This window comes from Stenotrophomonas sp. YJH_SMC_130 (genome assembly GCF_059369035.1).
In genome coordinates this window covers 94,594-119,826 of sequence record NZ_JCAFSH010000001.1, presented here as the reverse complement: position 1 = coordinate 119,826, position 25,233 = coordinate 94,594, and the positions used below count along the sequence as shown (strand labels likewise).

The following is a 25,233-nucleotide window of genomic DNA, read 5'->3' as shown; positions in this document are numbered from 1 at the left end:
GTCGTTTCCGGGCTACCGGCCCATTCCGAAGAACCGAACTGACGCTGGAGCCCGCATGTCTGCCCCGAAGCCCGAACCGATTTCCCACACCGCCGAAATGGTCATCGCCACCGTGGTCGGCGTGGGTGTGGGCCTCGGAGCCGACAATCTGCTGTTGGGCTGCGTGGTGGGTATCGCGGTCGGCATCGTGCTGAGCATCGCCAGGACCCTGTACGTGGACCGCAGGCGCCGCCGCCGTTGAAGGGTGTCGGCAGGGCTGCGCCCTGCACCTGCTACGAGCCAGAGCAACAGCAACAGCGGTATTCCGTGGTTTGGCGGGGCGGTGTCGGAGGGCGGGGTGTCAGCCGCATCCATGCGGCTGACACCCCGCCCTCCGACACCGCCCCACCTCTGACAGGTTTCTGCTGCTGTTGGTGGGTGTCGACCTTGGTCGACACGGCAGATCCACGCCATGCGTGGATGCATTTCGATTCCAATTCGAAATATTCGATTCCGATGGAGATTCATCCACGCATGGCGTGGATCTACTGCAGATCGCGGAAATCTGTCGAAGGCGGGGTGGGTCCGGTTGCGGGGGCGTGAGCCGCATGGATGCGGCGACCGAGCTTACATGGACGTACTTGCAGCGGCCCCCGCAACCGGACCCACCCCGCCATTCTTCAGTGAACCCGCTGTTGCTCCGGATGTTGCTGTCGCTCTGGCCTCTGCGGGTGCAGGGCGCCGCCCTGCCGAACTAAACTACCTTTCGTTGTCCCAGCAGGATTGCCCATGTTCGATACCTCGCCCCAGCTCGACTGCGCCGGCCGCATCCTGCGCCTCGACCGTGCCCAGGTCATGGGCATCGTCAACGTCACCCCGGACTCGTTTTCCGATGGTGGCGCGCACGACACCACCGAGGCCGCAGTCGCTCATGGCCTGAAGCTGGTCGAGGAGGGCGCGGACCTTCTCGATATCGGCGGCGAATCGACCCGCCCGGGCGCCACGCCGGTATCGGTCGAGGAGGAGCTGGGCCGGGTGATTCCGGTGATCGAGCAGCTGGCGGCCCGGACCCACGTGCCGATCAGCATCGACACCTTCAAGCCGGAAGTGATGCGCGCGGCCGTGGCCGCTGGCGCCGGCATGATCAACGACATCTTCGGCCTGCGCCAGGAGGGGGCGCTGGACGCCGCCGCGGAAACCGGCGTGCCGGTAGTGCTGATGCACATGCAGGGCGAACCGGGCCACATGCAGGCCGATCCGCACTACGACGATGTGGTCGCCGAGGTGCACGGCTTCCTGGTGCAGCGCCTGTTCGCTGCCGAGATGGCAGGCATCGCGAAGAAGAACCTGCTGATCGACCTCGGTTTCGGCTTCGGCAAGACCACCGGCCACAACATGACCCTGCTGGCGCGTTCGGAGCGCTTTCTGGAGCTGGGCGTGCCGATGCTGGCCGGCCTGTCGCGCAAGCGCAGTCTCGGTGAACTGACCGGTCGCGATACGCCGTCCGAGCGGGTAGCGGCCTCGGTGGCCGCGCACCTGATCGCAGTCCAGCGTGGCGCGCGCATCGTACGCGTGCATGACGTGGCGGCCACAGTTGATGCGCTGAAGATCTGGCAGGCGGTGCAAGCCGTACCGACGCCGCGCGCCGACGCTGCGCCGACAATCCGCTGGCCGGACGAAGACTGATGGGTATCGATCGGCGGCCACTGGCGATCGCCGTGATGGGGCCGACCGCCAGTGGCAAGACCGCCACTGCGATCGCCCTGGCACGGCAGCTGGGTGGGGAAATCGTCAGCGTCGACTCGGCACTGGTGTACCGCCACCTGGACATCGGTTCGGCCAAGCCCGATGCGACGGAGCGCGCGCAGGCGCCGCACCATCTGCTGGACCTGCGTGACCCCTGGCAGACCTACTCGGCGGCCGAGTTCGCCGCCGATGCCGGGCGGGTCGTGGCCGACATCGTGGCGCGTGGCAGGACGCCGATCCTGGCCGGTGGCACCGGCCTGTACTTCCGGGCGCTGCTGCAGGGCCTGTCGCCGATGCCGGAGGCCGACCCGGCAATGCGCGAAGCGCTCAGCGCCGAGGCGGCCGAGCGTGGCTGGGCGGCACTGCACGCCGAGCTGGCCAAGGTCGACCCGGCCGCCGCCGCACGCATCCATGCCACCGATCCGCAACGCATCCAGCGGGCGCTGGAGGTCTATCGCCTGACCGGTATCCCCATTACTGAATGGCAGCGCCGGCCGGGCGTAGCGCCATTGCCGGTGCGCACCCTCAAGCTGATCCTCGCCCCACGCGACCGTGCGGTTCTTCACCAGCGCATCGAGGCGCGCTTCGACGCCATGCTGGGGCAGGGGTTTCTCGACGAGGTGCGGGCATTGCGCGCGATGCCGGAAATGGCTGCCGTGGCGGCGCCCCTGGACCTGCCGGCAGTGCGCGCGGTCGGCTATCGGCAGGCCTGGGAGTACCTGGATGGGGAGGGGGATGCCGCCCGTTTCCGTGACAAGGCGATCTTCGCCACCCGGCAACTGGCCAAGCGCCAGCTGACCTGGCTGCGCGGCGAGCTTGATGCGCGCTGGTTCGACCCCCATGTTGATGGGGAGCGCCTGGCCAGCGCGGTGTCGACCTTCGTCGCACGCTGAATCCCTGCCAGCCGTGTAACATCCATCGGTCGGCGGGCGGCTCGGGGGCCGCGGCAACCGTCGGCAACCCAATAAGAACAATAATCAGGAGTGTGCAATGTCCAAGGGGCAATCGCTGCAGGATCCTTTCTTGAACGCACTGCGGCGCGAACGCGTGCCGGTTTCGGTGTACCTGGTGAACGGCATCAAGCTGCAGGGCACGATCGAGTCGTTCGACCAGTTCGTGGTCCTGCTGCGCAACACGGTCAGTCAGATGGTCTACAAGCATGCCATTTCCACCGTCGTTCCGGCACGCAACGTAAAGGTCGGTCCGGGCGGTGGGTACGTGCAGTCGGGTGAAGGTGGTCAGGCAGGTGATGAAGCAGACGAGTAATACCGGAGCGGTGAATGTTTGACCGCTCGAAAAAGGGTGAACACGCCCTGTTGATCCAGCCCCATTTCGGCAAGCTGGAAGACGATGTGCTCGAAGAATTCGGTGATCTGGCCCGCTCGGCCGGGGCCAGCATCGCCGCGACGATCACTGCGCGCCTGGACCGTCCGAATCCGTCAACCCTGATCGGCAGCGGCAAGCTGGACGAGATCAAGGCTGCGGCCGACGCCAGCGGGGCCGACCTGATCCTGGTCAACCATGCATTGAGCCCGGGCCAGGAGCGCAACCTGGAACGTTTCCTCGAGCGCCGGGTGATCGACCGCACCGGCCTGATCCTGGACATCTTCGCCCAGCGTGCGCACAGCCACGAAGGCAAGCTGCAGGTCGAACTGGCACAGCTGCGCCACCTGGCTACGCGGCTGGTGCGCGGCTGGACCCATCTGGAGCGCCAGCGCGGCGGTTCGATCGGCCTGCGCGGCCCGGGTGAAACCCAGCTGGAAACCGACCGCCGCCTGCTGCAGAAGCGGGTGGAGCAGCTGCAGAAGCGCCTGGAAAAGGTCGAAGTGCAGCGCACCCAGATGCGCCGTGCGCGTGTGCGCAGCGAGCTGCCGCGCGTGGCCCTGGTGGGCTACACCAACGCCGGCAAGTCGACTCTGTTCAACGCCATGACCGGCGCTGAGGCCTATGCCGCCGACCAGCTGTTCGCAACGCTGGATCCGACCGTGCGCCGCATCGCGGTGCCGGGGGGCAACGTCGTGCTGGCCGATACCGTCGGCTTCGTCCGCGATCTGCCGCATGATCTGGTCGCGGCGTTCCGCTCGACCCTGTCCGAGGCGCGCGAGGCCGACTTCCTGCTGCATGTGGTCGACGCTGCCGATCCGCACCGCGAGGAGCGCATCGCCCAGGTTGACGAGGTGCTGACCGCAGTCGGTGCCGGTGACCTGCCGCAATTGCTGGTGTTCAACAAGATCGACCGCATCGACGGCGCCGACGTGCGCCACGATGGCCAGGACGGTATCCCGGATGAGTCGCGTCGTGAGCGGGTCTGGATTTCCGCGCGTGACGGGCGGGGGCTGGAGCTGCTGCAGGCGGTGCTGGGCAAGCGCCTGGGCCTGCAGCATGTCTCCGGCGAACTGCGCCTGCCGCCGGATGCCGGCCGCCTGCGCGCGCGCCTGCACCAGCTGGAAGTGATCCGCAGCGAGCAGGCTGATGAAGACGGTTGGCTGTTGCAGGTCGACCTGCCGATCGCCGAAGCTGAAAAGCTTGCCGCCAGTGCCGACGGCGCGCCGATCCGGGCGCTGCTGCCGGAGAAACTGCCGGAGTGGTGAGGTAGCGGCCGATGCCCGGTAGTGCCGGCCGCTGGCCGGCAACGCGACCGTGCCGGAGGGGCGCGACATCTGGCTGTCATCTGCGGTACAACGTGCAGGTTCTTCACCCCACCGTCATGCCGATGTCCATCCCCACCGACGCTGAACTCAATATCCAGTCCGCCGCGCTTGGGCAGCGCCTGCAGCAGGCCTCGCTGCAGCTGGTGACCGCTGAAAGCTGCAGTGGTGGCTGGATTGCAAAGTGCATGACCGACATCGCAGGTTCGTCGGCATTCTTCGACTGCGGCATGGTGGTCTACAGCTACGGAGCCAAGCAGCGGCTGTTGGGCGTGAGGGCGCAGACCCTGGAGCAGTACGGTGCGGTCAGCCGCGAAACCGTGCTGGAGATGGTGTCGGGTGCGCTGGTCAATTCCGGTGCCGGCATCGCGGTGGCGGTGACCGGCATTGCCGGACCGGGCGGTGGCAGCCCTGGCAAGCCGGTCGGCAGCGTCTGGATCGGCTGGAAGCGGCGCGGCGGCTACGCCCGCGCCGAGCTGTTCCAGTTCGAGGGCGACCGCGAAGCCATCCGCCGGCAAACCGTAGCGGCGGCATTGCGCGGCATCGACGCCCAGCTGTGACATGCTGCTCCGGTAATCGTCCGGAGCACGCATGATGTGGGAAACGCTGGGCACGGTCCGTGACCTGGGCCGACTGCAGGAAATTGCGGTCGTCCTGATCCGCTATGGCTTCGGTGACGTGGTGCGGCGCATCGGCCTGGCCACCACGCTGGAGCGCGCAGGGCGCCTGTTGCACTGGAACGAGGATCGCCAGGAACTGCTGCGGATGACCGCGCCGGTGCGCGTACGCAGCGCGATGCAGGATCTCGGCCCGACCTTCGTCAAGCTCGGGCAGGTGCTGGCGACGCGCGTCGACCTGCTGCCGCCGGAATGGATCGCTGAACTGTCCGAGCTGCAGAACGCGGTACCCGCGCTGCCGTATGCCGATATCCGCGAGCAGCTGGAGGCCGACCTGGGCGCCTCGCCTGCAGACGTGTTCGCCTTCCTCGATGAAATCCCGATGGCCGCCGCCTCGCTGGCGCAGGCCCATCGCGCGCGCCTGCATGACGGCCGCGAGGTGGTGCTGAAGGTGCGGCGCCCCGGTATCCGCGACGTGGTCGAGGCCGACCTGCGGTTGCTGGCGCGCCTGGCCGAAATCGTCGAGGCGCGGCTGCCGGACCTGCGCCGCTATCGTCCAGCCGAGGTCGTGCAGCAGTTCACCGTGTCGCTGCGCCGCGAGCTGGATTTCGCCGCCGAATGCCGCAACGCCGAGCGCATCGCGCGCAACTTCAGTGGTCGTGACGACATCCTGATCCCCAGCGTGCACTGGCAGTGGACCTGCGAAAGCCTGAACGTCCAGGACTTCGTCGACGGCATTCCCGGGCGTGACCTGGCCGGCGTCGATGCGGCGGGCCTGGACCGGCGCGAACTGGCTCGGCGCGGTGCCGGCATCGTGCTCAAGATGGTGCTGGAGGACGGCTGCTTCCACGCCGACCCGCACCCCGGCAACATCCTCTACCTGCGTGACGGCCGCATCGGCGTGATTGACTTCGGCATGGTCGGCGCGCTGTCTGAAGTGCGCCGCTTCCAGGTCGCGCAGCTGCTGCACGGGCTGGTCGAGCAGGACCCGCAGGGCGTGGCCGATGTGCTGCTGGACTGGGCCGGCGGCGTGGAAGTGGACGAGAACCGCCTGCAGCACGACATCAGCCAGTTCGTCGACCAGTATCGCGGCGTGCCGCTGAAGGACCTGCGCATCGGCCTGATGCTGGGTGACATTACCCAGCTGCTGCGCAGCTACAGCCTGACCCTGCCGGCCGATCTGGCGCTGATGATCAAGGCGTTCCTGACCCTGGAAGGCATGGGTCGCCAGCTGGACCCGGATTTCGACATGGCCAGTGCCGCGCGCCCGTTCCTTGAACGGGTGGTGCTGCAGCGCTATGCGCCCAGGGCGCTGCTCAAGCGTGGCCGACGCAGCCTGCTGGGCCTGGTCGACTTCGCCGGGGAATTGCCGCGCGACCTGCGCAAGCTGGTCCAGGCCGCACGCCGCGGCCGCCTCCAGCTGAAGGTGGAAACCACCGCGCTGCAGGGCTTCGGCGAACAGGTGAATCGGGCAGCGAACCGGCTGGTGATGGGTATCGTCACCGCCGCGCTGATCATCGGGTCCTCGATCGTCATGCACAGCGTTGGCGGGGTCTCCAGTCGCTGGCTGCTGGCGCTGGGGGTGTGCGGGTTCATCGGCGCCGGCTTCTGTGGCGTGTGGATCCTGTACTCGATATGGAGGAGCGGCAAGCACACATAGTGTGCTTGCCGCAGCGGTTCCCCACTGGAACCGCGGAATCGCTGCGCGATTCCTGTAGGGCCAATCGCTGGTCGGCTGCTTTTTGCCTTTGCCGCCCGGCCATTGGCCCAACTGCCGAGCATGGCTCGGCACTACAGACCCGGCACTTGCAGTTGTGCGCATTAGTAGTAATACTACTAACCATGGACCTGACCGACACCCAGCAGGCGATCCTGCAGTTGATCGCCGAGCGTATCGAGAGCGAAGGCGCACCGCCGTCGCAGACTGAAATCGCACGTGCGTTCGGCTTCAAGGGCGTGCGCGCGGCCCAGTACCACCTGGAAGCCCTGGAGCAGGCCGGTGCGATCCGTCGCATCCCGGGCCAGGCTCGCGGCATCCGTCTGGTGCAGGCACCGCCGGTCGAAAAGCTCGCCGAGCCGGGCCTTCCGGACAGCGTGCTGCGCTTGCCGGTGCTGGGCCGGGTCGCTGCCGGCCTGCCGATCGGTGCCGACATCGGCTCCGACGATTTCGTGGTGCTGGACCGGGTGTTCTTCTCGCCGGCGCCGGACTACCTGCTGAAAGTGCAGGGCGACTCGATGATCGACGAGGGCATCTTCGACGGCGACCTGATCGGCGTACACCGCACTCGCGACGCCCGTTCCGGGCAGATCGTGGTGGCCCGCATCGATGACGAGATCACCGTCAAGCTGCTGAAGATCGCCAAGGACCGCATCCGCCTGCTGCCACGCAATCCCGATTACAAGCCGATCGAGGTGCTGCCGGACCAGGATTTTGCGATCGAAGGCCTCTATTGCGGCCTGCTTCGGCCCAATCGTTGACCCGCTCCATAGTGCATTACCCCGCGGTCTTTTGTGGCGATTCTCTGGTTCCACTGAGGTTGGTACGGATGTCCGATAATTCTTTTCAGAGCGCCGGGCAGAATCTCAGCCTGTGCGATACGTCCGACTTAAAGTGAACCCATGGCAAAGAAGACCCCCAAAGACAGCACCCCCAACGACATGACCTCTGCAAGGACCAATACGATGGACGAGAACAAGAAGCGCGCCTTGGCTGCTGCTCTGGGCCAGATCGAGAAGCAGTTCGGCAAGGGCTCGGTGATGCGCATGGGCGACCGCGTGGTCGAGCCCGTCGAAGCCATCCCGACCGGTTCGCTGATGCTCGACATCGCACTGGGCATTGGCGGTCTGCCGAAGGGCCGTGTCGTTGAGATCTACGGCCCGGAATCCTCGGGCAAGACTACCCTGACCCTGCAGGCCATCGCCGAATGCCAGAAGATGGGCGGTACCGCGGCCTTCATCGACGCCGAGCACGCGCTTGACCCGATCTACGCCGCGAAGCTGGGCGTGAACGTGGACGACCTGCTGCTGTCGCAGCCGGACACCGGTGAGCAGGCGCTGGAAATCGCCGACATGCTGGTCCGTTCGGGCTCGGTTGACATCCTGGTGGTCGACTCGGTCGCCGCGCTGACCCCGAAGGCCGAAATCGAAGGCGAAATGGGTGACCAGCTGCCGGGCCTGCAGGCCCGCCTGATGAGCCAGGCGCTGCGCAAGCTGACCGGCAACATCAAGCGTTCCAACACCCTGGTGATCTTCATCAACCAGCTGCGCATGAAGATCGGCGTGATGATGCCGGGCCAGAGCCCGGAAACCACCACCGGTGGCAACGCGCTGAAGTTCTATGCCTCGGTCCGCCTGGACATCCGCCGTATCGGTGCGATCAAGAAGGGCGATGAGATCATCGGCAACCAGACCAAGATCAAGGTCGTCAAGAACAAGCTGGCGCCTCCGTTCAAGCAGGTCATCACCGAGATCCTGTACGGCGAAGGCATCAGCCGCGAGGGCGAACTGATCGACATGGGCGTGGATGCCAAGCTGGTCGAGAAGGCCGGCGCCTGGTACAGCTACGGTGAAGAACGCATTGGCCAGGGCAAGGACAATGCCCGCGGCTACCTGCGCGACAACCCGACCGTCGCCGCCAAGCTCGAGGCCGAGCTGCGTGAGAAATTCCAGCCGGCCGAAGCGGCCCGCGAGGAAGGCGACGACGAAGGCGACGACGAGTAAGGCTTGCTGTGGGGCAGGGCGGCGCCGTCAGTGACGTCGCCCTGTCCCGCAGGTTCGAATCGCCCAGGGATGGGCAGGGCGCCAAGGACGGCGCCACCCTTGGAGCACCGATGTCCGACGCCGAAGACATTCCCACCGGCCGCAAGCGCCGGCAGCGTGAGCAGACTCCCGTCCAACGGGCGCTGGGCCTGCTGGTCCGCCGCGAGCACTCGCGCAAGGAACTCACCCGCAAGCTGACCGCCCGTGGCATCGAAGACGAAGCCGCGCAGGCCGCTGTCGCCAAGCTGACCGAGGCGGGCTGGCAGGACGACACCCGTTTTGCCGAGAACCTGGTGAGGATGCGCGCCAACACCGGTTATGGGCCGATCCATGTCCGCGCCGAGCTGGGGACCCACGGCCTGGACAGTGCCGCGATTGCTGCAGCGATGGACAGCTACGAAGGCGACTGGCAGGAGAACGCCCGTGATCTGGTCCGCCGACGCTTTGGCGAGGCCGGTCCGCAGGACCTGACGCAGCGGCGCAAGGCCGCCGATCTGCTGGCCCGACGGGGCTTCGACGGCGACAGCATCCGCCGTGCGACCCGCTACGACCCGGACGACTGAGACTGGCGGCGCCGGGCCTGATACCCTTTAGGTTTTCGGCGGTCCCTCGCGACTCTGGCCAACACGGCCGGTGGTCCGGGTCCGCCGGCCCGCAGACTGCCAGCCCCCAATGAACGCATCCGCCAAATTCACGACATCCCAGATCCGCAGCGACTTCCTTGAATTCTTCAAGGGCAAAGGCCACACCATCGTGCCCTCGGCGCCGCTGGTGCCGGGCAATGATCCGACCCTGCTGTTCACCAACTCCGGCATGGTGCAGTTCAAGGACGTGTTCCTCGGCGCGGAGAAGCGTAGCTACGTGCGCGCGGCCGACGTGCAGCGCTGCCTGCGCGCGGGCGGCAAGCACAACGATCTCGACCAGGTCGGCTACACCGCACGCCACCACACCTTCTTCGAAATGCTGGGCAACTGGTCGTTCGGCGACTACTTCAAGAAGGACGCGATCGCCTGGGCCTGGGAACTGCTGACCCAGGTCTGGAAGCTGCCGGCCGAACGCCTGCTGGTCACCGTCTACCAGACCGATGACGAAGCCTATGCGCTGTGGCGCGACATGGTCGGCGTGCCGGAAGAGCGCATCGTGCGCATCGGCGACAACAAGGGTGCGCCGTTCGCTTCGGACAACTTCTGGCAGATGGCCGACACCGGTCCGTGTGGTCCGTGCACCGAGATCTTCTACGACCACGGCGACCATATCGCCGGCGGCCCCCCGGGTTCGCCGGATGAAGACGGCGACCGCTTCATCGAAATCTGGAACCTGGTGTTCATGCAGTTCGACCGCCAGCCCGACGGCACCCTGGTGCCGCTGCCGGCGCCGTGCGTGGATACCGGCATGGGCCTGGAGCGCCTGGCTGCGATCCTGCAGCACGTGCACACCAACTACGAGATCGACCTGTTCCAGGCGCTGATCCGCAAGGCCTCCGAGCTGACCGGCACCGCCGACCTGGAGAACAAGTCGCTGCGCGTGATTGCCGACCACATCCGCGCCTGCTCGTTCCTGATCGTCGACGGCGTGCTGCCGTCCAACGAAGGCCGGGGTTACGTGCTGCGCCGTATCATCCGCCGCGCCCTGCGCCACGGCTGGATGCTGGGCGTGCGCCAGCCGTTCTTCAGCAAGCTGGTGCCGACGCTGGTCGAGCAGATGGGCGAGGCCTATCCGGAACTGCCGGCGGCGGTGGACACCGTCATCCGTGCGCTGCAGGCCGAGGAAGAGCGTTTCGCCGAAACCCTCGATGCCGGCATGAAGATCTTCGAAGACGTGGCCGGCAAGGCCAGCAATGGCGTGATCCCGGGCGTTGACGCCTTCCGCCTGTATGACACCTATGGCTTCCCGCTCGACCTGACCCAGGACATCGCCCGCGAGCGCGACCTGACCGTCGACATCGCCGGCTTCGATGCCGCGATGGAGCAGCAGCGCGAGACCGCGCGCGCGGCCGGCAAGTTCGGTGGCGGCGTGACCCTGCCAGCCGAGCTGGTGGCGACCCTCAGCCCGACCCGGTTCCTGGGCTACGACCGCCTGCAGGCCGACGGCCTGAGCGTGCTGGCCCTGCTCAAGGACGGTCGTCCGGTGCAGTCGGCCGATGCGGGTGACGCAGTCATCGTCATCACCAACCAGACCCCGTTCTACGCCGAGTCCGGCGGCCAGGTCGGCGACACCGGCGTGCTGACCGGCAACGGCGTGCGCATGGTCGTGGAAGACACCCAGAAGTTCGCCGGCCAGTTCCATGGCCATGTCGGCACCCTGTCCGGCGGCGGCCTGAAGGTCGGCGACGTGCTCTCCGGCCAGGTCGATGGCGAGCGCCGCGGCGCCACCATCCTCAACCATTCGGCCACCCACCTGCTGCACGCCGCCCTGCGCGAAGTGCTGGGCACCCACGTGCAGCAGAAGGGCTCGCTGGTCGCCCCGGACCGCCTGCGTTTCGACTTCTCGCACTTCCAGCCGATCAGTGCCGACGAACTGGCGGTGATCGAGCGCAAGGTCAACCAGCAGGTGCGCGCCAACAACGCCGCCGAAGTGCACACCATGGGCATGCAGGAAGCGCTGGACTTCGGCGCGATGGCCCTGTTCGGCGAGAAGTACGGCGAGCACGTGCGCGTGCTGAAGATGGGTGACTACTCCACCGAGCTGTGCGGTGGTACCCACGTCAACCGTACCGGCGACATCGGCCTGTTCAAGATCACCTCCGAGGGCGGCGTCTCCGCGGGCGTGCGCCGCATTGAGGCCGTGACCGGCCAGGGCGCGCTGGACTACGTGGACGCCGAAGAGGCCCGCCTGGCCGAGGCCGCTGAGCTGCTCGGCGGCAGCGCCGCCGACGTGGTCGAGAAGATCCGTGCCCTCGGCCAGCGCCAGAAGCAGCTGGAGCGCGAACTGGAGGCCGTGAAGGCCAAGGTTGCTGCGGGTGCCACGGCCGACCTGTCCGGCCAGGCCGTCGAGGTCGCTGGCGTGAAGGTGCTGGCTGCCCGCCTGGAGGGCTTCGACGCCAAGGCCCTGCGTGACGCCATGGATCGCCTCAAGCAGCAGCTGGGCGACGCGGTGATCGTGCTGGCCGGCGCCCAGGACGGCAAGGCGGCCCTGGTCGCAGGCGTGAACGGCAGCGCAATGGGCAAGGTCAAGGCCGGGGAACTGTTGTCCCATATCGCCGGTCAGATCGGGGGCAAGGGCGGCGGACGCCCGGACCTCGCCCAGGGTGGTGGCGAGGACGGGCCCGCCCTTGCCACTGCGCTGGCTGCAGTCGTCGAATGGGTCAGCCCCCGCCTGTGATGAACCTGGCCGTCCCCCTCCTTGTAGGAGCGGGACGGCTGACGGTACCATTGCGAATCTTTTCCCTTTGTCGTGGTAGCGCTTCTTGACGGAGCGTCAAGCCGGTGGGGGATACCCTTCCACACGGTTCCATGGAGACTTACAAAAATGTTGATCCTGACTCGCCGCGTCGGCGAAACCCTGATGATCGGAGACTCGGTGAGCGTCACCGTGCTTGGCGTCAAGGGTAACCAGGTGCGTATCGGCATCACTGCGCCGAAGGACGTCGCTGTGCATCGCGAAGAGATCTATCAGCGCATCCAGCGTGGTGATGAAGCCGGTGGCACCGGTAGCGAAAATTCTGCCGAATAACGCTTTACCTTCGCACTCGATTAACGTTATGATTCACGCCCCGCTGAGGTGCGACGCACCAGACGCGGAGAAAACCCCGGAGTGATGCCCGAGTGGCCGAAGGGGCTCCCCTGCTAAGGGAGTATAGGGTCAAAAGCTCTATCGAGGGTTCGAATCCCTCTCACTCCGCCAGATACAAAGAAGCGCCTGCAGATCCTCGATCTGCAGGCGTTTTTCTTTGCGCGGGTGCAGGGTCCAGGCGTGCCATCCAGCGATCATTGATCGCTGATGGCGACCGAATCAGGCTCTCCTCAGAGCTTTACCGTCACACCCACCTGGAAGCCCCGCCCCGGCAGCGGCGCGATGTACTTCAGCGGCGAGTTGTGTGGACGCGCTTCCTCATTGAGCAGGTTGCTGCCGTTGACGAACACTTCCATGCCGGCGATGTAGCTGCTGCGCACCGGCAGTTCGCGGCTGACCTGCAGATCAACCAGGTTGAACGCGTCCAGCGGGATTTCCTCGCTGACGTTGCGGCCGAGGTACTTCTGCGTGTCGTAGCAGGTGCTCGACAGCTGCGCCTTCCAGCCTTCGCGCTGCCATTGCAGGTTGGCACCGTAGCGGTTGGTCGGCATGTTCGGGAGGTACTCGCCATCGTTGTGGGCGCGCAGCGGATCGGGGTGGTCGGCCTTGTTCTTCACCAGATCGGCGAAGGCAGAGATGTTCAACGTGCCATACCGGCCCAGGTCCAGCACCTGAGATGCGTCGATCTCGAAACCCTTCACCGTGGTGTCGGTCTGCTTCCAGTACTTGAGCGGCAGACGGTTGGCGGTCTGCAGGCCGGAATGGCCGAGGTAGAGATAGTTCTCGTACTTCATCCGGTAAGCGGTGGCCGACAGCTCGAAACCGCCGATGTGGAACAGGCCGGTCAGCTCCAGGTTCTTCGCGCGCTCAGGCTTGAGGTTCTGGTTGCCTTCTTCCTGGGTCATCACCGAATAGTGTGCGTTGCTGGCATACAGCTCGTTGATCTCCGGTGCGCGCTGCGAGGATGCGTAGCGCACCTTGGCGGCGAACAAGGGGCCGAGCTCGACATACGATCCGAGGGTGTAGCTGTTGAGCCGGTAGTCGCGGTCCTGCAATTTCGTGTTGGCGGCATTGCGCGCTGTCTTGAAGCGGCTTGGTTGCAGGTCATGGTCAACGCGCTCGTGGCGCACGCCTGCATCGAAACTGGCCCAGCCGAAGTCCAGCGTCTCCTTCAGGAACACCGCGTTGCTGCGGGTGTCGACGTCGGGCAGGTAGCGCAGTGAACCGCTGCCGGTGACCTGGCGCGACTGGTGGCTGAAGCCGAGCAGGCCGCTGAGCGGACCGACGCGCTGATGGCTCAGAAGCAGCTCGGCCTGGGAGCTTTCGAAGTCGTAGTCATTGGCCTTGGATGCACCGAGGCGCTCGCCCGACGTGTTGTCCAGCCTGGAAACTCGCAGCTCCGCGCGCTCGAACCACGGCAGCGGATCGCGCAGCAGGGCGTCCAGCGCGTAGCGTTCCTGCTTGATCACCACGCCCACCGGCAGGCCATCGGCATCGTTCGAACCGAACGACAGGTTCTGCATCGAGAATCCCGGCACGCCGTATTCGCTGTCCTTGGTATCGATGCTGACACCCACGTAGCCACGGTCGAAAAACAGCGTCGAGCCGAAGGCCACCTGCGAGTTGCGTGCGTAGCTGTTGCCCAGCCGGTGATGGTAGTCGGGCGTGACATCGTTGTTGATCTGCTTCTGCACGTACGACGGCGTGCCGGGCACGTAGGCCGGGTTGGCCGGATTGATGTAGGTGCGGCGCTGCCAGACCGAGGTCGGATGGTTGGTGTAGAACGAGAAGTCACCATCGGCCCAGTCCGGATTTTCGCTCATGAACTGGTCGATGTAGGGCTGCGAGGCCTTGTTGTAGATCTGCTGGACGCGCGCCTCTTTCTGGCAGCTGTCGGCCAGCGCCGAGTTGACGCCGCCGCTCGGCGGGAACAGGCGGGTGTTGCAGACGGCGGCCTTGCTGTTGCCCGGGATGTCGTAGTGCGAGATGCGCTGACGCGAGACCTGCAGGTTGGTCGAGAGGTTGCGCTGGTTGTTGAAGTTCATGCGGAAGCCCTGCGCGTCGGCGGCATTGAAGCCCTGGCGCAGGACCAGCTCCATCGACTGCTCCGTGTCTTCCATGCTGCGCGGGATGAGGCCGGAATCGATCTCCACGCTGCCGCCGATCGCATTGCCGCCATAGCGCACGGTATCGGAGGACTTGTTGACGATGACGCTGCGCACGAACAGTGGATCGAACGGAATGTTGATGTCGCCGCTGATCGCGTTCATGCCGAGAATGGACTGGCCATCCTGCAGGATCTGCACGCGGTTGCCGCTGAGGCTGCGGATGACCGGGGCGCCCGCGTTCGGCCCGAAGGCGCTGCTCTGCACGCCGGAGACATGTTCGAGCAGGCTTCCGAGGGTACGGTTCTGTGCCTGTGGATTGTCGACGGTGACCCGGCTGTCGACGCGCGAGGGCGGGGAGGCCTGGACCTGGAGGGTGGGAAGGGTAGGCGCGTCCGCAGCGTGGGCGGTGTGGACAGCGAGCAGGATGGCGGCAGCAAGCAGGTGGCGACGCATGGCAGGACTCGTGAAATAGGAGTGAAATGTTATAACGTAACGCTTTGTATCGACAAGGACGTGATGAGGCCTTGCCGCCAGACCTGAATCGCGGGAGGCGCGAACGAGGTTGCCGCGCGTTCAGCGCCCTGCCTTGTGCGGGGCCCCGATGCTGTGCACGATCCGAAGCGCTGCGCCCCACAACGCGTCACGCAGCACCTTCTTCACTGGAACGGAGCAACGTATGAAGCTGTTGTCCGCTGTGTTGTTGTGTGCGTGTTCGCTGCCGGCCGGGTTGGCACTGGCGGTGGAAGCGTCCCCGTCGCCGCTGCTGGGGCGCTGGTCGCTGGACACCGCGACCTCGGCACTGCCCGAGGCGCAGCGTCCGAAGCGTGTGGTGCTGGAGTTCAAGGACGCCGGTGGTGGCCGCTGGAGCTCGCACGTGGATATCGTCCTGCATGATGGCAATACCATGAAGTCCGACGGCACGCTGGCGCTGGACGGTACGCCGGGCCCTTTGTCCGGCACCTATGGCGCGGACAAGGCCAACCTGAAGCTGCCGGCGCCGAACACCCTGGTGATGCAGCTGGTGGACCACGGTACGCCGGCCTCCACCCGTATCTACACCGTGGCCGATGACCAGGCGACGATGACCGAGACCAAGGCGTTCTACGCTCACGACGGGACGCCGATCCTGCAGACCAACCTGTTCAAACGCATGCCGTAGCGATCCTGCGTTCACCACGCCCGCACAACGGGCGTGGTGAACACCGCCGCCTTACACCGGGGCCCGGTCGCGCTTGCCGGTGTCGATGCCATACCTGCCCATGGCGTCCTGCATCCAGCACGCAGCACCATGACCATCACGTTCCAGCGGATCATCGCGTTCAGGCGGCGCTCGACGGCCAGGTCGCCCGGCCGTCCATGCGCGGGTATGCAGGTCGTCGTGCTGCTGGGTGTCCAGCCCGCTCAGCTGATCGATCAGGTAGTGCGCGCGTGGCCGGCCACCGGCCTGCATCACCGCCTGCAGCGATTCACGCCACTCCCGTGTTTCCAGCGGGTCGGTATCGAAGGGAATGAGGGCTTGGTTCATGGCTGTCTCCAGAGGGCGCCGGTCGGACGTCTGCCTGGGCGACAACACCGGCAGGGTGCACAGCACTGGAGCGGGGTCGCAACGGCGGGCGCCGTGACGCGAAGGGCGACCGTGGCGGCCACCGAGAAGACAAGCGTAGGCCTGCCCCCCGCGCTTCGGTAGGCGGGCGGGGCTTGGGTCTCTGGCAAGCAAGGGTTGGTGCCGCGCGCCGTATCAGGGGCCGATGCGCTGGGCGCTGCCTCTGATCAGGCCGGGGACAGCCCCGGCAGGAACACCGGGATGATCGCCACGCCGATGCCCAGCAGGCACCAGGCGACGATGGGCAACCAGCGCGCCAGGCGTTGGGCGGGTTCCGGCGCACGACGACCGCCGATCCACAACAGCAGCGTGAGCACACCCAGCGCATAGGCGAGGACGACGATTACCGGATGCACATGGATGACCCGGCTGGGTGGCCACATCTGCTGCTGGTAGGCGGTGGTGTGGGCGACCAGCAGCAGGAACAGCAGGCTGCTGAAGGTGTTGATGGCGGTGCGTGCGTTGATGGGAGCACTCCTTGTGCGGGCTGCCCGGACATTGCAGGGGCCGCATTCTAGCGGCTGCCTTCCGGTCGTTGAAACGCCACTGTCATCGATGGCGGTCACCCTGCTGGGCTTTCCAGCCTCGGGGTGGTTGGCCGGCCGTGAACAGCGTGAGGATCTGGGAGAAGAGCTACGAACTGCGGCGCCGGCTGCTGCGTGGCTTCTTCCTGCGTCGCGGTTCGGCCAGCGAGGATGCCGAAGACCTGGCGCAGGAGGTCTACCTGCGGCTGCTGCGCAGCACCGGCGAGGATGCCGACGCGGTCGAGAACCCGGAAGCCTACCTGTTCACCGTGGCGGCCAACCTGGCACGCGAGCACGCCCGCGTGCGGTCGTCGCTACCGCCGCTGGAAGACGTCGATCTGCTGGCCGAAGTGCTGAAAAGCGAAGAAGACATCGAGGGCGAATTCGAGCGTGCGCAGCGCTGGAACGATATCCGCAGCACCATCGCGCGGTTGCCGGCGACCACGCGCCGGGTGATGGAGCTGCACTACCGCGACGGGCTGGACTGCCCGGGAATCAGCCAGCAGCTGCAGGTGTCGGTGCACATGGTGCGCAAGCATATCGGCAAGGGGCTGGAGGCCTGCAGGAAGGCGCTGGGCGCCAGGGAGCTCACATGAATCGGTATCCATCACGCAGGCCTGACGACACGATCGAACGTGAGGCGGCGCACTGGTTCCTGTGCAATCGCGAGGGGGTGCTGGACAAGGCCGGGCGTGTCGCGTTCCTGGACTGGATGAAGCGCTCGCCCGAGCATGTTCGCGCCTACATGCGCGCGCTCGCGTTGCACCGGCAGGTGGGCGAGGCGCTGCAATCGCCGTTGGCTGATGCGGCGCTGGTGCCACCGCAGCAGGTCGCCGCCAAGGTGGTGCCGCTGTTCGGTCGTGCGCACGCGCCGCCCCGCGCCGTGCTGCGTCGCGGTCGCGTGCGCTGGTGGACGGTCTCTGCCGCGGCCTGTGTTGCCCTGCTCGGCGTGGGCCTGGTTTCGCAGATGATGCCCACCCAGCAGCTCTACAGTGCCGGGCATGGTGAACTCCGCGACCTGGTGCTGCCCGACCAGACCCAGGTGCGGCTCAACGCGGACAGCCGACTGCGGGTACGCATGAGCTGGTTCAGTCGAAGGGTGGAGCTGCTGCAGGGGGAGGCCACGTTCGACATCGCCCGCGACCGCCGTCCGTTCGAGGTGGAAGTGAACGGCCTGGAGATCCGGGATATCGGCACTGTATTCGATGTATCGCGACGGCTGCAGAGCACCCGCATCGGCGTGGTCTCCGGCGAGGTCGAGGTCTGGAGCCAGGGCGCGGGTGCCCGCCGCCTGGCCCAGCTGGAGCAGGGCCGGGTGGTGCAGGTCGACGCGCGAAGCCATGCCGTCGAGTCAGTGGACATGCCGCTGTCGATGCTGCTGGACTGGCAGCAGCGCAAAGTCTCCTTCCTCGATGAGCGGCTCGATGAGGTGGCAGCTGCCTTCAACCGGCACAACCAGGTGCAGGTGCGCGTGCTGGACGAAGGCGCAGCATCGGCACGGTTGTCGGGCAGCCTCGATGCGCATCGCATCGGTGCGCTGCAGGCCTTCCTCGAACGCGACCCACGCTTCGTGGTGAGGCGCGAAGCCGACACAGTGCGGGTCGGCAGTCGCTGAGGCCCGCGCGGTCGTGAGCTGTCAGAAAAAATTCATCGAATCCGTGTTCTCCACTTCGGTGGATGCGGGCTCTTACTTGGGAGAAGCCGCTGCCAAGTCACGCGGCGACCTCGCAGCCTTTTCTCTTCCAAGGACCCGTGATGCGCAACACGCTCTACCTGTCGATCATCCTCGCCCTGTCTCCCTGCAGCGTGCCAATGGCGGCCGCGGCCACTGCCGATGGCCTTGAAACCCGCGTGTCGGCGGCGATCGCGGCGCAACCGCTGGCACGTGCGCTTGAGCAGTTGTCGCGCAGTTCCGGCGTGCAGTTCCTGTACTCGGGCAGCGGCGAAGCGCACATGGCCGGGGCTGTGCCGCGGGGCGCCACCGTCAAGCAGGCGTTGGACGCACTGCTGGCGGGTACCGGTCTTGGCTACACCGTGGTGGATGGCAATGTCATCGCCATCGATCCGGCACCCGCACGCAATGCGCCGAAGCCAGCCGCGCCGATGCCGCGCGAGGCCGGGGCGGTGCTGGCGCCGACCCTGGGCACGGTGAAGGTGATTGCCGCGCATGAGGTCATCGACCAGAAGAAGTCGTCGCCGGTGATCAAGGATTCGGTGGTCTACGACGAGATGGACAGCTACGGCGACGAGACCCTGGCCGAGAGCCTGATGGCCGCTCCAGGCCTGAGTGCGGTGGAGGATGCCGGCGAACCACGCTACGTGACCGTGCGCGGCGTGCAGGCCAAACTCAACTACACCACCATCGATGGCATCGCGATCGCCAGCGTGGGGGGCAGTGGCTCCGGGGAGCGCATGAACAACCTGCAGCTGATTCCCAGCGACATCGGTACCCGAACCGACATCTACAAGAGCTTCAGTGCGGAGCAGGCACCGGATGCGATCGGCGGTGTGATCGACATCATCAGCCGTAGTGCCTTCGACCGGTCCGGCAGGTACGTGTTTGCCGATGTGGCAGGCATCTATTCCACTGCCGAGACCAACGTCGAGCGCAGCGCCGGCGGCAACCACGAGACCCTGGGCCATTTCGGCAAGAGCGCCAAGATGGTGTTCTCCAACCAGTTCGGCGCCGACCAGGAATTCGGCATCGTTGCGGTGGCACGCTATGAGCAGCGTTCACGCAACAGCGTCAAGCGCTGGGTGGAGTCGAACTACTACTACAACGACGCTGGAGAATACCTCACCGACGGCACCACGGGTCCGGACGAGGCCAAGGGCTGGAACGGCCTGCGTGCGCCTGGCAACTTCAGTACCGGCACCTATACCAACTTCATCACCAACTTCGGTGGCTCCGCCAAGCTTGAGTGGAAGCCCTCGGATGATCCGTTCTACGCATCGCTGCTGCTGTACTCGTACCGGTTCTACGAGAACTCAACGATGAACAAGACGGATCTGTATGGCAACGCCAAGTTTCCGATCCGCAACCAGACCGAGGACAGCGGCACCACCCAGATCAACAGCATCTACATCAAGAACCGTCACGACCGCTGGGACCGCAGCAACCGTGGCGCCATCGCCAGCTTCAACTGGGACGTCGGCGACCGTTCGCGCCTGACCCTGCGTGGTGGCCACACCGAAGAGACCTTCCACAACAACCAGGTCTACTGGGGTGTGCGTGCCTATCCAAGCAATCTGTTCGTCGACTACGAGAATGACAGTCACGGGTTCCCAAACGCGGTAGCGGTTTCTGATTCCAGCCTGTTGACCAGCTCCGCGTTCAAGCTCAATCCGGCGCAGGCCTATGTCTCCCCGCGCGATGCCAAGGAGAGCATCGACAACCTGCGCGCGGACTTCAGCTACAACATCGACGCCGATGCGCGTGGCTTCGGCCTGGCCACCGGTGCCGAGTACCGCCACCTGAAGATCTGGCAGGACATCGACTTCGACTACTTCAGGAGCAGTGCCACGCTCAACGACTACCTGTACCCGGGGTCGACGCTGCTGGGCAGCGTGCCGGGCTTCCCTCTGATCGACAACCGCAAGTGGAACGAGGAACTGCTGCCGAAGCTGGGCAACAACAATGCGGCGTATCCGAATGCCAACTTCACCAGCGACTACAAGTACGTGGAGGACATCACCAATGCCTATGTGTCCGCTCACTACGCCTGGGACCGGCTGCTGCTGATCGGCGGCCTGCGTTACGACCACACCCGCTTCGATGCCTACAGCCCGTTCAGCGATGATGGCGGCAGTACGTATACCTCCGCCTTCCGCAACACGAGCGGTGGCTACAACAACCTGCTGCCTTCGTTGAATGCGACGTTCAAGCTGAGCGAGGACCAGCGCCTGCGCTTCTCCGCCAGCCGTACGCTGGGCCGGCCGACGCCGAGCAACATCGCCCAGGCCACCAGCACCAGCTGTGGCGATGACGAGGAGGGCAGGGGCTTCTGCACCATCAAGCAGGGCAATGCCAACCTGCAGCCGCGCCGTTCCACCAACGTCGACCTGGCGTGGGACCTGTATTTCAACGGCAACAATGGCCTGGTCTCGGTAGCGCTGTTCGACAAGGTGATCAAGGACGATATCTACACCCTGACCACGTTCGAGAACGTGGGGGACACCCGCTACCGGGTCACCCAGCCGATGAACACCGACGAGTCGAAGCTGCGTGGCGTTGAGTTCGCGGTGGCCAATCGCAATCTGCAGTGGGGCCGCCAGCGCTTCGACATGTACTTCAACGCGACGCGTCTGGAAGGCCAGACCAACTACCGCATCACCGATGGCACCGAGCGGCGCCTGGACCGCCTGCTGTACCAGCCGGACTGGTCGCTCAATGGGTCGGTGATCTGGCGCATGCCGTGGAAGAGCTCGCAACTGCGCCTGTCCGGAACCTACCGCAGCCGGATGCTGGTCGACTTCGGTGACACCGAATGGCTGGATTCGTACTACGACCCATACATGACGTTCAACATGGCTTTCAGCCACAAGGTCGGCAAGCACGTAACGCTGAAGTACGAGGCCAAGAACCTGTTCAACACCCAGCCAACCTACAGCACCGGTCCGAACGGGCGTTTCCGAACTGAGATCGACGACTACGGCCGCTTCTTCTATTTCCACATCATCTACAACTGAGGGTTCACCCGTGGAGACGATCAATCGCAGGCGATTCCTGGCCTTGGCCGGCTTGTCGGCCGCCGGGGCCTGGATGGGCACGGCGCACGCACTGGCCGCGCAGGCCGATGCCACCGCGCTGAACCCGCGCAACCTGCTGGCCAAGCCGCGCTTTGCCAGCACACCCTTCACCCTGGGCGTGGCCTCGGGTGATCCCTCGGCCGATGGCGTGGTGCTGTGGACGCGCCTGGCGACCGAACCGCTGGTGTTCGGCGGTGGCATGCCGACCCGGCCGATGGCGGTCGAATGGCAACTGGCAGCAGACGATGGCATGCGCAAGGTGGTGCGCCAGGGTTCGGCAATGGCGCATCCCGAACTCGGCCACGCCGTGCACGTGGAGCTGGACGGGTTGGCGCCCGGACGGCCCTACTGGTACCGCTTCACCGTAGGCGGCCACGCCAGTGCGGTCGGTTGTACCCGCACGCTGCCCGCAGCCACGGCCGCAGTGGATCGTGTGCGCTTTGCGGTGGCCGGTTGCCAGCACTACGAAGAAGGCCACTACACCGCGTGGCGGCGCATCGCCGACGAACCGCTGGATTTCGTCTTCCACTACGGTGACTACATCTACGAAGGCGAAAGCCAGCCGGGCCTGCGGAAGATGAACGGCCAGCCGTTCACCAACCTGCGCAACCACGTCGGCCCGCAGATCTACACGCTGGATGATTACCGCCGCCGCTACGCCCAGTACAAGAGCGATCCCGACCTGCAGGCCGCGCATGCGGCGGCACCGTGGTTCGTCACTTTTGACGACCATGAAGTGGACAACAACTGGGCCGGTGCCGAAGACCAGGATGACACGCCCAGCGAAGTGTTCCTGCTGCGTCGCGCACAGGCGTTCCAGGCCTACTACGAGAACATGCCACTGCGCCGCTCGGCATTCCCGCGCGATGGCCACATGCAGATGTACCGGCGCGCACGCTACGGCACGCTGATGGACCTGCACCTGCTCGATACCCGTCAGTACCGCAGCAAGCAGGTGAACATGGCGTTGCGTGAGGAGGTGGAATCGCCAGAGCGCAGCATTGTGGGGGCGAAGCAGGAGCGCTGGCTGTTCGACGGCCTGGCCGATGCTGCACCACGCTGGCACACGATCGCCCACCAGGTGGCGCTGGGCAACTACATGCGCGAGAAGGACGGCGTGGTGCAATCGTCCGACGACCAGTGGTCAGGCTATCTGGACAGCCGCCGGCGCCTGCTTGACCACATCCAGAAGGTGGGCTTCGGCAACGTAGTGACTGCCTGCGGCGACGCGCATCGCCACTATGCGAGTGATCTGGTGCAGGACCACCGTGACTCGGGCGTGATCTCCAGCGAGTTCCTCGCCACGTCGATCACTTCCGGCGCCGATGGCCAGGGTGTGGACGCGTATGCCAGCAACCAGATTGCGCACAGCCCCTATCTGAAAGCGACCACCGACAAGCGTGGCTACGTGCTGTGCGATGTCACCCGCGATGCGTGGATCGGCGACATGAAGACGCTGGATACCGTAATGCAGCCGAATGGCGCGCTGCAGAGCTGGAAGCGCTACGCGGTGGAGCACGGCCGGCCGGGGCTGCAGGAGGCCTGAATCTACCGGTCTGCGCTGTAGAGCCGAGCCCACGCTCGGCTGCTTTTTCGGTGCAATGCGACCAGGGCGAGAAGTAGCCGAGCGTGGGCTCGGCTCTACAGAGGGCTCCTCAATCGTGCTCGAACCGCAATGGCTCGCTGCCCATTGCCGGGTCACTGGTGCCGGGGCGCCCATCCTCGGCGCGGCCGGCCAGTCGCAGTGCACTGTCGCCCGCACCGATGCGCAGGTCGTACCACCCTGCGGTGGGCGCCGCGTCCCACGCCACCGTGGCCTCAGCATGCGCCGGCAGCACCAGCGCCTGCTCCGGCATGTGCCCGGCATAGGCGCCGGCCTGCACCCGCACATTCTGCGCGCTGTTGTGCAGATTGCGCAGGTGCAGCCGTAGCTGGCCGTCCGCGCGCTCGATCGAAGCCTGCACGGCAGGCGCCTTGACCGCACCCTGGAAGTGGCGGTGGAAGCCGTTCGGACCAAGCAGCCAAAGGTCATAGCGGCCCTGGGCGTCCAGCGGCCAGCGCTCGCGCAGTGGCGTACCTGGCAGCAGCGTGTAGCGGCGTGGTACCGCATCCAGCCGCAGCCGATCGTAGACATGCAGCACGGCCGCCGCGCCTTCGCAGGACAGCGTCAGATCCACACCCGAGGCATCGACTGCGGCAATCGATGCCTGCGGACGATAGGGTAGGGCGCGCGCCGGGCGTACACCGCTTTCCTGTTTCGCTGGTTTCAGCCCCTCTGGCAGCGTGGGCACGGTGCGTCCCGGCAAGGCAGCGGCGCGTGCGGCAACCGCACTCACGTCGGGCAGGCCGCAGACGAACGGGCGGGTATCGCGCTGGGCAAAGTCGAACGCAGTGCTGAGGTCGCCGCAGACCGCGCGGCGCCACGGCGAGATGTCCGGTGCGGCCACGCCAAAGCGGCGCTCGATCAGCCGTATGACCGAGGTGTGGTCGTACACCTGCGAATCGACCCAGCCGCCGCGACTCCACGGCGAGATCACGTACAGGGGCACGCGCGGTCCCAGACCGTACGGGCGCCCGCGCAGTTCGGCGAGATCGTACTTTTCGTCACCCGGTGCCGGGTGTCGGTGGTACTCGCCTTCGGTGCTGACCGAGGACACACCCGCCCAGCCACCGTCCACCGGCGAAGGCGGGGCAGGGGGCGGCATGTGGTCGAAGAAGCCATCGTTCTCGTCGAACATCAGCAGCAGGGCGGTGCGGCTCCACACGTCCGGATCGGCGGTCAGCGCATCCAGCACGCGTGCGGTATAGGCCGCGCCCTGTGCCGGGCTGGACGGGCCGGGATGTTCGCTGCCGGCCGCGTCGGCGATGATGAAGCTGACCTGCGGCAGGCGCCCGTCAATGACGTCCTGGCGCAGCTGCGTCAGGCCCCGCGTGCTGACCCCGCGCGCGCGCAGCTGCGGGTCATGCCCTGGCGCCGCGCGGTGGGCCTGACGGAAGGCCTCGAAACCCGCCAGCGGGTTGTCGGTGAAGTTGTCGGCCATGTCCTGGTAGATCTGCCAGGACACGCCGCCCCTCTGCAGGCGCTCGACATAGCTGGTCCAGCGGTACGACGCCGGGTGCCCACCCTGTTCAGGGAAATTGTCGTGCGAGTTGGCGATCACCGGGCCACCAGCGTGGGCCTGCGGATCGTTGTGGCCGGTCCACAGGAACACCCGGTTCGGGTTGGTGCCGGCCTGCATTGCGCAGTGGTAGGCATCGCAGATCGTGAAGGCATCGGCCAGCGCGAACTGGAACGGTAGGTCGCTGCGCTGGAAGTAGCCCATCGAGTGGTTCTGCTTGGCCTTCGGCCATTGCCCCATGCGACCTTGGTCCCAGGCGCGCTGCGCATCGGGCCAGGTATGCGGCGTGCCTTCCACGCGCATGTAGCCGAAGTGCGCGGCGGTATCCAGCGGGAACGGCGCGATCGCGCGCTTGCCGCTGGCATCGGGCTGCAGCCACAGGCTGCGGACGCGGCCACCTGCTTGCAGCGCGGCGGCCGGGGCGACGAACCGATCACCGAAGCCACGTACGCCCGGCAGCGTGCCGAAGTAGTGGTCGAACGAACGGTTCTCCTGCATGAACACCACGATGTGCTGCAGGTCTTCCAGGCTGCGCGTCTGCGTGGCGGGGGCGATCGCTGCGGCCCGGGCGATGCTGGGCAGCAGCGGAGAAAGGCCGGCGGCAACGCCGGCCTGCAACAACCGGCGTCGGCCGATATCGGTCACGGGC

The 25,233-nt window shown here is 66.1% G+C and carries 20 protein-coding genes, 1 tRNA gene and 1 pseudogene; 18 read left to right on the top strand and 4 right to left on the bottom strand.

Annotated features, from left to right (window positions below; all coding sequences use genetic code 11):
* Nucleotides 1-55: 55 nt before the first annotated feature.
* From AC5P5V_RS00580 to AC5P5V_RS00520, 13 genes are all read left to right on the top strand, one after another.
* On the top strand, nucleotides 56-241 hold the full coding sequence (locus AC5P5V_RS00580) for a hypothetical protein (RefSeq protein ID WP_061480158.1): 186 nt from the start codon (nucleotides 56-58) through the stop codon (nucleotides 239-241).
* A gap of 527 nt (nucleotides 242-768) precedes the next feature.
* On the top strand, nucleotides 769-1,665 hold the full coding sequence (gene folP / locus AC5P5V_RS00575; RefSeq protein ID WP_134969534.1) for a dihydropteroate synthase: 897 nt from the start codon (nucleotides 769-771) through the stop codon (nucleotides 1,663-1,665).
* Nucleotides 1,665-2,618: a tRNA (adenosine(37)-N6)-dimethylallyltransferase MiaA gene (miaA, locus tag AC5P5V_RS00570; protein ID WP_154350532.1), complete on the top strand. Its 954-nt coding sequence runs from the start codon at nucleotides 1,665-1,667 to the stop codon at nucleotides 2,616-2,618. The genes folP and miaA overlap by 1 nt, the downstream gene beginning before the upstream one ends.
* Nucleotides 2,619-2,715: 97 nt before the next feature.
* A complete protein-coding gene (hfq, locus tag AC5P5V_RS00565) occupies nucleotides 2,716-2,991 on the top strand; it encodes an RNA chaperone Hfq (RefSeq protein WP_004152891.1) in 276 nt (91 codons plus the stop codon).
* A 14-nt stretch (nucleotides 2,992-3,005) separates the two neighbouring features.
* Nucleotides 3,006-4,316, top strand: coding sequence for a ribosome rescue GTPase HflX (hflX, locus tag AC5P5V_RS00560; RefSeq protein ID WP_154350533.1), 1,311 nt, complete (start codon nucleotides 3,006-3,008; stop codon nucleotides 4,314-4,316).
* Between the two features lie 122 nt (nucleotides 4,317-4,438).
* On the top strand, nucleotides 4,439-4,933 hold the full coding sequence (locus AC5P5V_RS00555) for a CinA family protein (RefSeq protein ID WP_134967744.1): 495 nt from the start codon (nucleotides 4,439-4,441) through the stop codon (nucleotides 4,931-4,933).
* Nucleotides 4,934-4,967: 34 nt separating this feature from the next.
* The gene (gene ubiB / locus AC5P5V_RS00550; RefSeq protein WP_061480168.1) at nucleotides 4,968-6,650 is read left to right on the top strand and encodes a 2-polyprenylphenol 6-hydroxylase; all 1,683 of its coding nucleotides are present in this window, start codon (nucleotides 4,968-4,970) and stop codon (nucleotides 6,648-6,650) included.
* A 182-nt stretch (nucleotides 6,651-6,832) separates the two neighbouring features.
* Complete coding sequence (lexA, locus tag AC5P5V_RS00545; protein ID WP_005416045.1) at nucleotides 6,833-7,468, top strand: transcriptional repressor LexA; 636 nt, start codon at nucleotides 6,833-6,835, stop codon at nucleotides 7,466-7,468.
* Nucleotides 7,469-7,672: 204 nt separating this feature from the next.
* On the top strand, nucleotides 7,673-8,710 hold the full coding sequence (gene recA, locus AC5P5V_RS00540) for a recombinase RecA (RefSeq protein ID WP_005416046.1): 1,038 nt from the start codon (nucleotides 7,673-7,675) through the stop codon (nucleotides 8,708-8,710).
* 110 nt (nucleotides 8,711-8,820) lie between these two features.
* Nucleotides 8,821-9,312, top strand: a complete 492-nt coding sequence (recX, locus tag AC5P5V_RS00535) for a recombination regulator RecX (RefSeq protein ID WP_061480154.1) — start codon at nucleotides 8,821-8,823, stop codon at nucleotides 9,310-9,312.
* A gap of 109 nt (nucleotides 9,313-9,421) precedes the next feature.
* Nucleotides 9,422-12,070 carry an alanine--tRNA ligase gene (gene alaS / locus AC5P5V_RS00530; RefSeq protein WP_061480153.1) on the top strand — a complete coding sequence of 883 codons (2,649 nt, stop codon included), beginning with the start codon at nucleotides 9,422-9,424 and terminating at the stop codon, nucleotides 12,068-12,070.
* A gap of 147 nt (nucleotides 12,071-12,217) precedes the next feature.
* Entirely contained in the window at nucleotides 12,218-12,421 is a 204-nt protein-coding gene (csrA, locus tag AC5P5V_RS00525) for a carbon storage regulator CsrA (protein WP_004152909.1), read from the top strand.
* 78 nt (nucleotides 12,422-12,499) lie between these two features.
* A tRNA-Ser gene (locus AC5P5V_RS00520) sits at nucleotides 12,500-12,592 on the top strand.
* A 119-nt stretch (nucleotides 12,593-12,711) separates the two neighbouring features.
* On the opposite strand, the gene AC5P5V_RS00515 is transcribed toward AC5P5V_RS00520, so the two are convergent.
* Nucleotides 12,712-15,042, bottom strand: a complete 2,331-nt coding sequence (locus AC5P5V_RS00515) for a TonB-dependent receptor (RefSeq protein WP_134967739.1) — start codon at nucleotides 15,040-15,042, stop codon at nucleotides 12,712-12,714.
* A gap of 223 nt (nucleotides 15,043-15,265) precedes the next feature.
* On the opposite strand from AC5P5V_RS00515, the gene AC5P5V_RS00510 reads away from it, so the two are divergent.
* Nucleotides 15,266-15,748 (top strand): hypothetical protein, encoded by a 483-nt coding sequence (locus AC5P5V_RS00510; protein ID WP_061480151.1) that lies wholly within the window; start codon nucleotides 15,266-15,268, stop codon nucleotides 15,746-15,748.
* Nucleotides 15,749-15,816: 68 nt separating this feature from the next.
* Here the strand turns inward: AC5P5V_RS00510 and aceE are convergent.
* Together aceE and AC5P5V_RS00500 are read right to left on the bottom strand one after the other, a co-directional pair.
* Nucleotides 15,817-16,114, bottom strand: a pseudogene (gene aceE / locus AC5P5V_RS00505) (pyruvate dehydrogenase (acetyl-transferring), homodimeric type); the annotation flags it as partial.
* A gap of 245 nt (nucleotides 16,115-16,359) precedes the next feature.
* A complete protein-coding gene (locus tag AC5P5V_RS00500) occupies nucleotides 16,360-16,758 on the bottom strand; it encodes a hypothetical protein (RefSeq protein WP_134967738.1) in 399 nt (132 codons plus the stop codon).
* A gap of 38 nt (nucleotides 16,759-16,796) precedes the next feature.
* Here AC5P5V_RS00500 and AC5P5V_RS00495 point away from each other — a divergent pair, with 38 nt between their 5' ends.
* The 4 genes from AC5P5V_RS00495 to AC5P5V_RS00480 all read left to right on the top strand — a co-directional run bounded on the left by AC5P5V_RS00495 (nucleotide 16,797) and on the right by AC5P5V_RS00480 (nucleotide 23,011).
* Nucleotides 16,797-17,312, top strand: a complete 516-nt coding sequence (locus AC5P5V_RS00495) for an RNA polymerase sigma factor (protein ID WP_134967737.1) — start codon at nucleotides 16,797-16,799, stop codon at nucleotides 17,310-17,312.
* Nucleotides 17,309-18,331, top strand: coding sequence for a FecR family protein (locus AC5P5V_RS00490; protein ID WP_134967736.1), 1,023 nt, complete (start codon nucleotides 17,309-17,311; stop codon nucleotides 18,329-18,331). Before AC5P5V_RS00495 ends, AC5P5V_RS00490 begins: the two co-directional genes overlap by 4 nt.
* Nucleotides 18,332-18,471: 140 nt before the next feature.
* Nucleotides 18,472-21,405: a TonB-dependent receptor gene (locus AC5P5V_RS00485; RefSeq protein WP_495215792.1), complete on the top strand. Its 2,934-nt coding sequence runs from the start codon at nucleotides 18,472-18,474 to the stop codon at nucleotides 21,403-21,405.
* A 10-nt stretch (nucleotides 21,406-21,415) separates the two neighbouring features.
* Nucleotides 21,416-23,011 (top strand): alkaline phosphatase D family protein, encoded by a 1,596-nt coding sequence (locus AC5P5V_RS00480; protein ID WP_134967734.1) that lies wholly within the window; start codon nucleotides 21,416-21,418, stop codon nucleotides 23,009-23,011.
* 109 nt (nucleotides 23,012-23,120) lie between these two features.
* Here the strand turns inward: AC5P5V_RS00480 and AC5P5V_RS00475 are convergent, their stop codons facing one another.
* Nucleotides 23,121-25,229, bottom strand: a complete 2,109-nt coding sequence (locus tag AC5P5V_RS00475; protein ID WP_134967733.1) for a phosphocholine-specific phospholipase C — start codon at nucleotides 25,227-25,229, stop codon at nucleotides 23,121-23,123.
* Nucleotides 25,230-25,233 lie beyond the last annotated feature (4 nt).

What these genes read in the sequence shown, in the direction of transcription:
- ubiB (WP_061480168.1), top strand. Translation starts at nt 4,968, where the DNA reads ATGTGGGAAACGCTGGGCACGGTCCGTGACCTGGGCCGACTGCAGGAA.
- folP (WP_134969534.1), top strand. Translation starts at nt 769, where the DNA reads ATGTTCGATACCTCGCCCCAGCTCGACTGCGCCGGCCGCATCCTGCGC.
- AC5P5V_RS00490 (WP_134967736.1), top strand. Translation starts at nt 17,309, where the DNA reads ATGAATCGGTATCCATCACGCAGGCCTGACGACACGATCGAACGTGAG.
- AC5P5V_RS00555 (WP_134967744.1), top strand. Translation starts at nt 4,439, where the DNA reads ATGTCCATCCCCACCGACGCTGAACTCAATATCCAGTCCGCCGCGCTT.
- lexA (WP_005416045.1), top strand. Translation starts at nt 6,833, where the DNA reads ATGGACCTGACCGACACCCAGCAGGCGATCCTGCAGTTGATCGCCGAG.
- csrA (WP_004152909.1), top strand. Translation starts at nt 12,218, where the DNA reads ATGTTGATCCTGACTCGCCGCGTCGGCGAAACCCTGATGATCGGAGAC.
- AC5P5V_RS00515 (WP_134967739.1), bottom strand. Translation starts at nt 15,042, where the DNA reads ATGCGTCGCCACCTGCTTGCTGCCGCCATCCTGCTCGCTGTCCACACC.
- AC5P5V_RS00485 (WP_495215792.1), top strand. Translation starts at nt 18,472, where the DNA reads ATGCGCAACACGCTCTACCTGTCGATCATCCTCGCCCTGTCTCCCTGC.
- alaS (WP_061480153.1), top strand. Translation starts at nt 9,422, where the DNA reads ATGAACGCATCCGCCAAATTCACGACATCCCAGATCCGCAGCGACTTC.
- recA (WP_005416046.1), top strand. Translation starts at nt 7,673, where the DNA reads ATGGACGAGAACAAGAAGCGCGCCTTGGCTGCTGCTCTGGGCCAGATC.
- hfq (WP_004152891.1), top strand. Translation starts at nt 2,716, where the DNA reads ATGTCCAAGGGGCAATCGCTGCAGGATCCTTTCTTGAACGCACTGCGG.
- recX (WP_061480154.1), top strand. Translation starts at nt 8,821, where the DNA reads ATGTCCGACGCCGAAGACATTCCCACCGGCCGCAAGCGCCGGCAGCGT.
- AC5P5V_RS00510 (WP_061480151.1), top strand. Translation starts at nt 15,266, where the DNA reads ATGAAGCTGTTGTCCGCTGTGTTGTTGTGTGCGTGTTCGCTGCCGGCC.
- AC5P5V_RS00580 (WP_061480158.1), top strand. Translation starts at nt 56, where the DNA reads ATGTCTGCCCCGAAGCCCGAACCGATTTCCCACACCGCCGAAATGGTC.
- miaA (WP_154350532.1), top strand. Translation starts at nt 1,665, where the DNA reads ATGGGTATCGATCGGCGGCCACTGGCGATCGCCGTGATGGGGCCGACC.
- hflX (WP_154350533.1), top strand. Translation starts at nt 3,006, where the DNA reads ATGTTTGACCGCTCGAAAAAGGGTGAACACGCCCTGTTGATCCAGCCC.